Genomic DNA, 11132 nt, shown 5'->3' with positions numbered 1-11132 from the left:
GAACGGGTCAGACCCGGGTCAGAACCGTCGCAGCTGGTAGGTCCCGCGCGTGCGAGCGACGACCGTGCCGGCCTCGTCGGTGACGTCGACCAGCAGCTCGAAGTCGGACTTGCCGCGTTCGTCGTACTCCGCCAGGACCCGCGCGATCTCGGCGTCGCTGAGCGTCGCCCGCGCGACGACATCGGTCATGGCGGGGCGCAGGAAGTCGATCTCCACGCGCTTGACCAGCGGTACGCCGCCCTCGGCGGCCAGCGAGGTGCGCGCAAGGACCCCGCCGAGCAGCTCGGCGACGGTGAACAGCGATCCCGCGTACGACGTCCCGAAGTGGTTCACGTTGGGGGCGCTCGGAAGGCGCGCCGCGACGGAGTTCGCCTCCGCCTCGATGACCTCGACCCCCATCGCAGCGACGATCGGGATGAGGTCCTTGATGCTGGCGGTGATCTCCTCAGCGATGCTCATCGGGCCAACCTAGTGCCCGACGAGCATCACGGAGACGTCAGGCGACGTCGTACGTCGCAAGCCCCAGGCGCGGGTGCGCCGAGCCCTTGAGGAGCACGTCGACCACGAGGTCGACGTCATCGATCATCGGGACGTGGCCGCACTTGGGCAGCGTGACGTGGGTGGCGTTCGGCAGCGCCTTGCGGGCGCGCTTCGCCTGGTACGGGAGCAGCACCAGGTCACGGGTTCCCCAGGCCACCGTGACGGGGATCGAGGGGTCGATCGGCCGGTCGAACGGCTTGCCGCCGTCGATGATCGTCTTGAGCGCGGGCTTGGCGGCGACGAGGCCACGCAGGTCACCCAGGGCGAGCTCGGGGTCCAGGCGTCCGCCGTGGGTCATCAGCAGCCCCATCGCGGCGGCCCGGCCGGGCGCCGTACGCAGCAGGGCGGGGGCGATCGGCTGGGCGAGGGTCGCGGCGCCGGTCAGTGCGACGAAGACGGCGCGGATGTAGGCGAACTCCAGGGCACCGTTCCAGAACCCCGCCGGGGCAAGGGTCGTGGCGCTGCTGACCAGGTTGTCCGCCGCCGCCTCGAGCGAGATGCGGCCACCGAGCGAGTTGCCCGCGATGTGCGGTCGGTCGAGGCCCTGCTCGTCGAAGAAGTCGATCAGGATGTCGCGCAGCGTCTCCTGCACGGGACGGCCGTCCGGGACGAGCGCGGGCGACTCACCGTGACCGGGCAGGTCGAGGATGATCACCTCACGGTGCTCGGCCAGCCGATCGACGACCGGGTACCAGGCCTGCCTGCGGTGGCCGATCCCGTGGACCAGGACCAGGGGTTCACCCGAACCGAAGCGTTCGTGGGCAAGCATCTTGACCTCGCTTTCGCACGCCGACGCTGGCGTGCAGTTAGGTGCAACTCGAAGTTGCGCATACTCACAGTAAGAAAAGTGCTAGCTGTGCGCAAGCATTCGAGACAAGGTCATCCATGTGGCCCATGTCACAGGGTCGAAGGGAGGCGGCCTGCTGTTCTCGGCAATCCCCAGCGGGAGCATCGGCGCCCGCATAGCCTTCTCCAGTGAATCGCCTTCTCGGGACGCTGCTCGCACTGACCCTCACCTCGCTCCTGACCCTCGTCGGGCCGGCGAGCACCGCGACGAGCGTGGACCCGATCCCCTCTGACGCCGTCCTGTCCGGCACCGTGACCTCCAGCGTCGACGGCTCACCCCTCGCTGGCGTGAGGGTTGCGCTCTACGGAGCGGACACCTTGTTCGGGTCGGGCACGACGACCGACGCGAACGGGCACTACTCGTTCGACGTCGGCTTTGCCCGTGGCTACCGCCTGATCTTCACCTCGCCGGAGACCATCACCCATTGGTACGGGGGCGGCGAGACCCAGGATTCGGCCACCATCCTCGACATCGGGGCAACGGGGACCACGGACGCTTCGACCACGTTGAAGCCGGCCGGCACCATCCGCGGTACCTACACCGGAACGAAACCGTTGCGTGTCGTCACCATGGCGGCTCCCTACGGCCCCATCGGCACGTCCGCCACGATCGGCGACGGCCAGTTCGTCGCCCGGATCACCACCGAGGCTCCGATTGCCGTGGGCCTGCACTGGATCGGGGTCATGCGGTTCAACGGGAACAAGTACCACGGGAAGAACTCGCCGGCGATCCAGGTCAGCAGCGGCAGCGAGGTGTCCGACATCGCGATCGACATGCCTGCAACGGCAACCGTGACGGGGCGGACCACCAACATGAACGGCGGATCCATTCACGCGAAGGTTCGCGCGACAGTGGTCGAGGACGGCGAACGACTGGACCTGGTCTGGTCCACGGCCGAGTCCGACTGGACCACCGGCGAGTACTCGCTGGTCGTGCCGGCGACCACCGTCACACTGCATGCGTTCACTTCCTGGGACCTGTACGGCACCGGGTGGCTCGGGAACGCACCGAACGCGACCGGCGCAGCGGTCCTCGAGCCAACCGAGGGACAGACGCTGGCCGGCAACGTGATCAGCGTGCCGGGGGGTCGCACCCTGACGGGCGTCGTCCGCGACACGGCCGGAACCCCACTCCCCGGCGTCACGGTCACGGCCTTCGCGAGCTGGACGGCCGACGTCAAGGGATCGGCGGTCACGAACGCCGACGGCAACTGGTCCATCACCGGGCTGGGCTACACATCGATGCCTGATGTGAAGGTTCGCTACACGCACGACCGCTTGGTGACCAGCTGGTTCCCCAGCGTGACGAACGAGGGCCTGGGGCGCCCAGCACTCGACTATCTCGCCGACCGAGGGCTGACGGTGGCCGAGCAGACGGTCACCCACAGGTCGGAGTACCGATTGGCCGCCACCGGACAGCCCGTCATCACGGGGAAGGCGCTCACCGGCCTGACCGTGCAGACCCAGCCCGTCCCGGTGACGCCGACGCCGGATGCCACCCGCTTCGAGTGGCTGTGCAACGGTTCCCTGCTCGACATCACGGGTCCGTCCGTCGTCCTCCCGGTGTCCGCGGCCGGCTGCCAGCTCACCGCTCGACAGGTGTCGATGCTGGCGGGTCACCAGCCCGCCATCGTGGACTCGGCGCCCGTCCCCGTGTCAGCCCAGGTAGCGACGGTCCGTGCTGCCATCAGCGGAATTCTGGTGGACGGCGCCGTGGTCAGTGCGACGAAGCCGGTCTGGAACTTCACGCCGGACCGCATCTCCCACCAGTGGTACCGCAACGGCGTGCCCATCGCCGGGGCGACCGCGTCGACGTACCGACTGGTCACGGCGGACGTTGCCGACCGCATCAGCGTCAAGGTGACGGCACGGGATGCCGCGACCGGCCTCACCGGGAGCTCGCTCTCCCTCAGCAGCCGGTACATCAAGGCACGCACCGTCCTGCTGGCCCGAGCGGTGAGCAACGCGCAGCACATCAGCGCACTGCTCAGGATGAGGGTGATCACGCCGGGCCTGACGAGTTCGAGTGGCGCCATCTCCATCAAGTACTACGACCACTTCTACTACGGACTGATCAATCGGTCGTTGATCCTCAAGACCATCTACGGCAACCGCCAGGGCTGGGTGACCGCCCGGATCACCTACGGCGGCTCGTCCCTCGCCACGAGGGCCTCGATCCTCGTCCGGATCTACTTCGACTGAGGCCGGTCGACCCGTCAGCCGTCCTTGAGCCCGAACCGGTCGTGCAGGCGGCGGAGCGGACCGGGAGCCCACCAGTTCGCCTCGCCGAGCAGCCGCATCAGCGACGGCACGAGCAGGGCGCGCACGATGGTGGCGTCGATGATCACGCCGAGGGCCATGCCGACGGCGATCTGCTTCATGAAGAAGACCGGGCTGACGGCGAAGGCCGCGAACACCACCGCGATCATCAGGGCCGCGGCGCTGATGATCCGCCCCGTCCTGGCGACGCCGTGCGCGACGGCGTCCTCGTTGGACATCCCTCCGTCGCGCAGCTCCTTGACCCGCGCCATGACCAGGACGGCGTAGTCGGTGGCGAGCGCGAACGCGACGGCGAACAGGAAGACGAGGCTGGTGACCTCGACGGCGTAGGGCCCGGGGTAGTCGAGCAGGCCGACCAGGAACTTGTGCTCGAAGACGATCACCAGGATCCCGAGCGACGCGGCGAGGGTCATCGCGTTCATCAGCAGCGTCTTGAGCGGCAGCAGCACCGACCCGGTCAGCAGGAACAGGAGCCCCACGGTGAGCACGACGACCAGGCCGATCGTCAGCGGCGCGTTCGAGACCAGGCTCTGCTTCTCGTCCACGAAGCTGGCGGTGTTCCCGGCGGTCAGGAGACGGGCGCCGGCCGGGGCGGCGATGTCACGCACGTCCGCCAGCGCATCCTGGGAGGTGCCGGACAACGCCGGACCCTCGAACGCACCGATCGTGTACGCCACGGCGTCGGAGACCCGTACGAACGGCGGGATCGTGTCGGCGACACCGTCGATCCCGGCGATCTGCTGGCGCAGTGCTTCGAGCTCACCGTCGGTCGCCGGGCCGTCCACCGTGAGCGACAGGCCCTCGGTCACCGCCCGGTCGTAGTGGTCGGACAGGTACGCGTTGACCTCGTAGGACTGCTGTCCCGGTGGGACCGCCTGCGCGCTCGGGCCGGTGAGATGGGTGCCCAGCAGCGGTGCGGCGAGGGCGAGCAGGACCACGGTCGTCGCGACGGCGACCAGCACCGGCCGCTTCATCACGGCACGCGCCACACGGAGCCAACGCGTCGACGTGTCGGAGACGGCCGGGCCACGCCGGATCGAGAGCGCGTTGATCCGGGGGCCGAGCACCGCCAGCAGGGCGGGCACGACGATGACGGCCATCGCAGCGGACAGCACGCCGACCACGGCGCCGGCTGCCCCGACCGAGTAGAGGAAGCGCTGCGGCATCACCACGAGCGCGGCCATCGCGCCGGCCACGGTGAGCCCGGAGAACACCGCCGTACGACCTGCCGAGGCGACGGTACGACGGTGCGCCTCCTCGGTGTAGCCGTGCTCGGCGGTCTCCTCGCGATGTCGCGACACGATGAGGAGCGCGTAGTCGACCGCCAGGCCCAGGCTGAGCGCCGTCGCGATGTTGAGCGCGAAGAGGGAGGTGTCGACGAGGCTCGCCATGATGCGGAGCGCGAACAGGGTGCCGACGATCGACAACGCACCGAGCAGCAACGGCACGAAGGCCGCGACCACGCTGCGGAAGACGATCAGCAACAGGATCCCGAGCAGCGGGAACGCGATCAGCTCGGCGTTCTGGAGGTCCTTGCGGGTCTGGTCGTTGACCTCGTTGAAGCTGGGCGCGTAGCCGCCGTACCCGACGTCGAGGAGGTCGGAGGTGACGTGCTTGCGCACCGATTCGTCGGCCAGGCCGCCCTTGTCCTCGAGGTCGCTCGTCGCCAGCTGCGCGGTGAGCGCGATCGACTCGCGATCGGCCGGCACCAGGCCGGGCGCCGCGGCGAGGTCGTCGAGCGGGTTCACCACGTGCCCGACGTACGACGATGCGCGCATCGCGTCCGCGAGGCGATCGACCTCGGTGATGATCTCCGGGGAGGCCACGTCGATCGGGCCACCGTCGGGGTCGCGGAGCAGGACGACCAGTCCGGGCTGCGCCGTGTAGCCGAGGGCGTCGGAGAGCACGTCGCCTGCCTGCTCGCTCTCGGAGGACGGGTCGGTGAACCCCGCAGCCTTGAGGTGGTGCTCCACGTCGTGCCCGAAGAACCCGGCGACGAGCACGAAGCCGAAGGCCGCCAGCAGGATCTTCTTCGGGTGCCGCCAGGTCAGGCGGGCGAGGCGATCGAACACGTGGGCACGGTAGTGCACCCGCTCGGAAACCGGACCCGTCTGCGCGGGCCGCCTCTGGGCACCTGTCAGCCATGACCACCCATGACGTTGTTGACCTGATCCTGAACGACCACCGCGAGCTGGAGAGGTTGTTCGACACCCTCCTGAACAATCCCGGGCAGCGGGTGACGCTGGTGCCGGTGATGACCACCCTGCTCACGGCGCACAGCCGCGCCGAGGAGTCGGAGGTCTACCCCGCCGCACGGGAAGCCGGCGGCGAGGAGGACGTGGAGCACAGCCAGAAGGAGCATCTCGAGGCCGACCAGCTGGCGGCGAAGGTCGCCGCCGCAGACCCGGACTCGCCAGGCTTCGCGACGGCGCTGCAGGAGCTCATCGACGCGGTGAAGCACCACGTCGAGGAGGAGGAGTCGACGGTCCTGCCGGGCATCCGCCAACGGATCGACGACGCGCGCCGCGCCGAGCTCGGAGCGGCGTTCCTGGCTGCGCGGGAAGAGCACCTCGGCGACCAGCCCGCCGACATCACGAAGGCCGATCTCGAGCAGCAGGCCGCCAACATCGGCCTTGCGGGCGCTTCGTCGAAGGCCAAGGCCCAGCTCAAGGACGAGCTGGCCGACGAGGCCGAGATCTGAGCCGCGTCGCAGCCAGGACAACGACCACGGCGCGGTCCCCGGAGGGGGACCGCGCCGTGGCGACGTTGCTGGGCTGGGTTGGTGGGCTGGTGGGTCAGAGGATGTCGTCGACCTTGTCCTGGATCTTGTCCTTGACGTTCTCGACCTTGTCCTTGATGCCGGCCTTCGTCTGGTCGGCCTCGCCCTCGGCCTTCAGGTCCTCGTCATCGGTGAGTGAACCCGTGGCCTCCTTCGCACGACCCTTGAGGTCCTCGGCCTTGTTCCCGATCTTGTCGTCGAGTCCCATGTGTTCCTCCTTCTGGTCGGCCCATCGCTGGGCGGTGGCGACCGCCACCGGGGCGGTCGCGTTCACTTTCAGCGACCACGAAGTACCCGGCTGAAGGTTCTTCATCCGCCCCTTCCGGGGACGCGCGCGGCACCGCCCGCGGTTCGGGCACAATCGGTGACCGTGCTGCTCCGCAACGTCACCGGGTCGATCGCCGACTTCCACGCGCGGCCGATCCCGGAGGACCTGGCGGCCGCCGAGGTCTGGTCCTTCGAACCGGACCACTCCGCGCTCGTGCTCGGAAGCGCCCAGGACCACACGGTCGCGGATGCTGACGCCACCGCGGCGGCCGGCCTCGACGTCGTACGACGGCGCAGCGGAGGCGGCGCCGTGTTCGTCGACCCGGCCCGGTCCGTGTGGCTGGACGTGGTCGTGCCGCGGACGGATCCCCGGTGGAGCGACGACGTCCGCAAGGCGACGTACTGGCTCGGGGAGGCGTGGCAGCGGGCGCTGTCGACGCTGGGCCTGGAGACCGAGCTCTACCGCGGCGGACTGGAGCAGACGCCGTGGGGACGGCTGGTCTGCTTCGCCGCTCTCGGACCCGGCGAGGTACTGGTGGGAGGGCGCAAGCTCGTGGGGATCTCCCAGCGCCGGACCCGGGCGGGAGCACGCTTCCAGTGCATCGCCTACGACCGGTGGGACCCGTACGACGTGCTCGACCTGCTCGACATGACCGAGGCCGACAAGAGGCTCGCGGGCGACGACCTGGTCGACCGGGCAACGGGGGTGGGGCCGCACCTCGGACCTCTGCGCGACGCAATCCTGCGCGAGCTGGTTGGCGACACATCCATGCACTGACAGCATGGATCCCATGGACCTCGAGACGATCCGCGCATTCCTCGCCGTGGCCGACGGCAGCACGGTGACGGAGACTGCCGAGCGCGCCCACCGCACCCAGCCCGCCGTGTCTCGCGCGCTCTCCCGGCTCGAGCGCGAGGTGGGCACGCCGTTGTTCCAGCGCGTGGGGCGTGGTCTGGTGCTGACGCCGGCCGGCCGCGAGCTGTCCCGGCACGCCCGCGACACGCTGGATGCCTACGAGCGTGGGGTCCGATCGGTCCAGGACATCACCGTCCCGGGCGGCGGCTTCGTGCCCGTCGCGTTCCTGCACACCCTCGGGACCTGGCTGGTGCCCGAGCTGATCCGGGGGTTCCGGGCCGAACGTCCCCAGGTGCGCTTCGACCTGCGCCAGCACGGGGACGCGGGCCTGATCGACGACCTGCTCAACGGCGTGGTCGACCTCGCCATCACGGGCGACCGTCCGCAGTTCGCGCCGCTGGAGAGCCGACGCCTGTTCCTGGAGCCCTTGCGCCTCGTCGTACCACCCGACCACCGGCTCGCCGCCCGGCGGACCGCGCGGCTCGCCGACGTGGCCGCCGAGCAGTTCATCGCCCTCAAGCCGGGCTTCAGCCTCCGCACGGTCACCGAGGACCTGTGCGCCCAGGTCGGGTTCACGCCACTGATCGGGTTCGAGGGCGAGGAGGTCGAGACCCTCCGCGGACTGGTCTCGGCGGGCCTGGGCGTGGCGCTCCTGCCCGAGCCCCGGGGTGGCGCCGCGCCCGCGGCCCCCTCCCTGCGGATCACCGACGTACGTGCCTCGCGAGAGATCGGGCTCGCCTGGGTCCGGGACCGCAACCTCCCACCGGCGTCCGAGCACTTCCGCGAGCACGCGCTCCGGACGAGCCGCCTCATTCATGTGACTGACGCATAGATAGGTCCCGATCTAGGCATTGGACGCATGTCTCTCCGGCGCTGAGGATGGTGATGCCCATCACCACAGACCTGAGGACACCGATGACCGACATCGACCCTGCCGAGACACAGGAGTGGCGCGACGCCCTCGCCGCCGTCCTGGAGTTCGAGGGCGAGGCGCGCACGAAGTTCCTCCTCGACCAGGTGATGGAGGAGGCACAGCGGCTCGGAGCACCGGTGCCGTTCGTGGCCACGACGCCGTACGTCAACACCATCGCCGCGGACGACGAGCCGACCCACCCGGGCGACCGTGCGGTCGAGCACCGGATCCGCTCCGCGATCCGCTGGAACGCCCTCGCGATGGTGCTGCGCGCCAACAAGGACTCCACCGAGCTCGGCGGGCACCTCTCCAGCTTCCAGTCCGCGGCGACGTTGTACGACGTCGGCTTCCAGCACTTCTGGCACGCACCCAGCGAGGGTCACGGCGGCGACCTGGTCTACGTGCAGGGCCACCTCTCCCCCGGCATCTACGCCCGCGCCTTCCTCGAGGGCCGGCTCACCGAGGCCCAGCTCGACAACTTCCGCCAGGAGACGGGCGGCAACGGGCTGTCGTCGTACCCGCACCCCTGGCTGATGCCGGACTTCTGGCAGTTCCCCACGGTCTCGATGGGCCTCGGGCCGCTGATGGCGATCTACCAGGCGCGCTTCCTCAAGTACCTCCACGCCCGCGGCCTCGCCGACACGGCCGGCCGCAAGGTCTGGGCCTTCCTCGGCGACGGCGAGACCGACGAGCCCGAGTCGCTCGGCGCGATCTCGATGGCTGCGCGCGAGAAGCTCGACAACCTCGTCTTCGTCGTCAACTGCAACCTGCAGCGCCTCGACGGACCCGTCCGCGGCAACGGCAAGATCATCCAGGAGCTCGAGGGCGTCTTCCGCGGTGCGGGCTGGAACGTGATCAAGCTGGTCTGGGGCTCCACCTGGGACGAGCTGCTCGCCAAGGACTCCACGGGTGCGCTCAAGCGGCGGATGATGGAGTGCGTCGACGGCGAGTACCAGACGTACAAGTCCAAGGACGGCGCCTACGTCCGCGAGCACTTCTTCGGTGCGGACCCCGACCTCGCGCAGATGGTCGCGGGCTGGAGCGACGACGAGATCTGGCGCCTGACCCGCGGCGGCCACGACCCGCAGAAGGTCTACGCCGCCTACGCCGCGGCCAACGCGCACAAGGGCTCACCGACCGTCGTGCTCGCCAAGACCGTCAAGGGCTACGGCCTGGGCGCGGCCGGCGAGGGCCAGAACATCAGCCACCAGGCGAAGAAGGTCTCCGACCCCGCGCTGAAGGCGTTCCGCGACCGCTTCGCGATCCCGGTCGCCGACGAGCACCTCGACGACCTCCCTTACGTGTCCTTCGACGAGGGATCCGCCGAGCACACCTACCTCCACGCCCGACGCAAGGAGCTCGGCGGATACCTGCCCGAGCGGCGTCGTACGTCGCAGGCCCTGGCCGTCCCCGGTGTCGAGGCGTTCGCCGCCCAGGTCGCCGGGTCGAACGGTCGCGCGATCTCCACGACGATGGCGTTCGTCCAGATCCTCACCAAGCTGCTGCGCGACCCCGAGGTCGGCAAGCGGGTCGTGCCGATCGTCCCCGACGAGGCGCGCACCTTCGGCATGGAAGGCCTGTTCCGCCAGGTCGGGATCTTCTCGCAGAGCGGCCAGCTCTACACGCCCGAGGACGCCGACCAGCTGATGTTCTACAAGGAGGACGCCAGCGGGCAGATCCTCCAGGAGGGCATCAACGAGGCCGGTGCGATGTCGTCGTGGATCGCGGCCGCCACGTCGTACTCCAGCAATGACACCCCGATGATCCCGTTCTACATCTACTACTCGATGTTCGGCTTCCAGCGCATCGGCGACCTCGCCTGGGCCGCCGGCGACATGCGCGCCCGCGGGTTCCTCCTCGGCGGCACCGCCGGCCGGACCACACTCAACGGTGAGGGACTGCAGCACGAGGACGGCCACAGCCACCTGCAGGCAGCGACCATCCCCAACTGCGTCGCCTATGACCCGACGTACGCCTTCGAGGTGGCGGTCATCGTCGCCGACGGGATGCGTCGGATGTACGCCGACCAGGAGGACGTCTTCTACTACCTGACCCTGATGAACGAGAACTACGAGCACCCGCCGATGCCCGAGGGCGTCACCGAGGGCATCGTCAAGGGGATGTACCGGCTGCAGCCGGGCAAGGGCCGCGGCGCCGCCAAGGTCAACCTGCTCGGCTCGGGCACCATCCTGCGCGAGGTCCTCGCCGCAGCCGACCTGCTGGCCGCGGACTTCAAGATCAAGGCCGATGTGTGGAGCGTGCCCAGCTTCACCGAGCTGCGCCGCGACGGCCTCGCCACCGAGCGGTGGAACACCCTGCACCCGCTCGAGGAGCCGCGCACGTCGTACGTCGAGCAGTGCCTGAGCGCGGTCAGCGGCCCGGTGGTCGCGGCCACCGACTACATGAAGTCGTACGCCGACCAGATCCGCGCCTTCGTCCCGGGCGACTACACCGCGCTCGGCACCGACGGCTTTGGCCGCTCCGACTACCGCCGCAATCTGCGCCGCCACTTCGAGGTGGACCGGCACTTCATCGCCGTCACCGCCCTGCGCCGCCTCGCCACCGAGGGCACCGTCACCCCCGCCGTCGTCGCCGAGGCGATCGAGAAGTACGGCATCGACCCCGACCGGCTCGACCCGGCGTACGCGTGA

Annotated in this window: 9 protein-coding genes; 5 read left to right on the top strand and 4 right to left on the bottom strand. The window is 69.6% G+C overall.

Annotation, left to right across the window (positions count from 1 at the left end; genetic code table 11):
- Window positions 1-18: 18 nt before the first annotated feature.
- Both ASD84_RS17065 and ASD84_RS17060 read right to left on the bottom strand, forming a co-directional pair.
- On the bottom strand, window positions 19-459 hold the full coding sequence (locus tag ASD84_RS17065) for a YiiD C-terminal domain-containing protein (RefSeq protein WP_056713043.1): 441 nt from the start codon (window positions 457-459) through the stop codon (window positions 19-21).
- 37 nt (window positions 460-496) lie between these two features.
- Window positions 497-1309, bottom strand: a complete 813-nt coding sequence (locus ASD84_RS17060; protein ID WP_056713031.1) for an alpha/beta fold hydrolase — start codon at window positions 1307-1309, stop codon at window positions 497-499.
- Between the two features lie 206 nt (window positions 1310-1515).
- Between ASD84_RS17060 and ASD84_RS17055 the strand changes: the two genes are divergently transcribed.
- On the top strand, window positions 1516-3588 hold the full coding sequence (locus ASD84_RS17055; RefSeq protein WP_056713030.1) for a carboxypeptidase regulatory-like domain-containing protein: 2073 nt from the start codon (window positions 1516-1518) through the stop codon (window positions 3586-3588).
- 14 nt (window positions 3589-3602) lie between these two features.
- On the opposite strand, the gene ASD84_RS17050 is transcribed toward ASD84_RS17055, so the two are convergent.
- Entirely contained in the window at window positions 3603-5738 is a 2136-nt protein-coding gene (locus ASD84_RS17050) for an MMPL family transporter (RefSeq protein WP_156392061.1), read from the bottom strand.
- Between the two features lie 71 nt (window positions 5739-5809).
- Here ASD84_RS17050 and ASD84_RS17045 point away from each other — a divergent pair, with 71 nt between their 5' ends.
- Window positions 5810-6367, top strand: a complete 558-nt coding sequence (locus ASD84_RS17045) for a hemerythrin domain-containing protein (protein WP_056713028.1) — start codon at window positions 5810-5812, stop codon at window positions 6365-6367.
- A 94-nt stretch (window positions 6368-6461) separates the two neighbouring features.
- Here the strand turns inward: ASD84_RS17045 and ASD84_RS17040 are convergent, their stop codons facing one another.
- Complete coding sequence (locus tag ASD84_RS17040) at window positions 6462-6653, bottom strand: CsbD family protein (protein WP_056714775.1); 192 nt, start codon at window positions 6651-6653, stop codon at window positions 6462-6464.
- 162 nt (window positions 6654-6815) lie between these two features.
- On the opposite strand from ASD84_RS17040, the gene ASD84_RS17035 reads away from it, so the two are divergent.
- Genes ASD84_RS17035 through aceE form a run of 3 tightly spaced genes read left to right on the top strand, consistent with a single transcriptional unit; the run spans window position 6816 to window position 11132 of the window.
- The gene (locus ASD84_RS17035; protein ID WP_162251559.1) at window positions 6816-7490 is read left to right on the top strand and encodes a lipoyl protein ligase domain-containing protein; all 675 of its coding nucleotides are present in this window, start codon (window positions 6816-6818) and stop codon (window positions 7488-7490) included.
- Window positions 7491-7503: 13 nt separating this feature from the next.
- Window positions 7504-8400 carry a LysR family transcriptional regulator gene (locus tag ASD84_RS17030; RefSeq protein WP_056713024.1) on the top strand — a complete coding sequence of 299 codons (897 nt, stop codon included), beginning with the start codon at window positions 7504-7506 and terminating at the stop codon, window positions 8398-8400.
- Between the two features lie 47 nt (window positions 8401-8447).
- Entirely contained in the window at window positions 8448-11132 is a 2685-nt protein-coding gene (aceE, locus tag ASD84_RS17025; RefSeq protein ID WP_414858600.1) for a pyruvate dehydrogenase (acetyl-transferring), homodimeric type, read from the top strand.

It is taken from the genome of Nocardioides sp. Root682 (genome assembly GCF_001427795.1).
Taxonomy (GTDB): Bacteria; Actinomycetota; Actinomycetes; order Propionibacteriales; family Nocardioidaceae; genus Nocardioides.
Note: the sequence above shows the minus strand (reverse complement) of the source record. Positions and strands in the feature narration are given on the sequence as shown.

What these genes read in the sequence shown, in the direction of transcription:
- ASD84_RS17060 (WP_056713031.1), bottom strand. Translation starts at nt 1,309, where the DNA reads ATGCTTGCCCACGAACGCTTCGGTTCGGGTGAACCCCTGGTCCTGGTC.
- ASD84_RS17065 (WP_056713043.1), bottom strand. Translation starts at nt 459, where the DNA reads ATGAGCATCGCTGAGGAGATCACCGCCAGCATCAAGGACCTCATCCCG.
- ASD84_RS17040 (WP_056714775.1), bottom strand. Translation starts at nt 6,653, where the DNA reads ATGGGACTCGACGACAAGATCGGGAACAAGGCCGAGGACCTCAAGGGT.
- ASD84_RS17030 (WP_056713024.1), top strand. Translation starts at nt 7,504, where the DNA reads ATGGACCTCGAGACGATCCGCGCATTCCTCGCCGTGGCCGACGGCAGC.
- aceE (WP_414858600.1), top strand. Translation starts at nt 8,448, where the DNA reads ATGGTGATGCCCATCACCACAGACCTGAGGACACCGATGACCGACATC.
- ASD84_RS17045 (WP_056713028.1), top strand. Translation starts at nt 5,810, where the DNA reads ATGACCACCCATGACGTTGTTGACCTGATCCTGAACGACCACCGCGAG.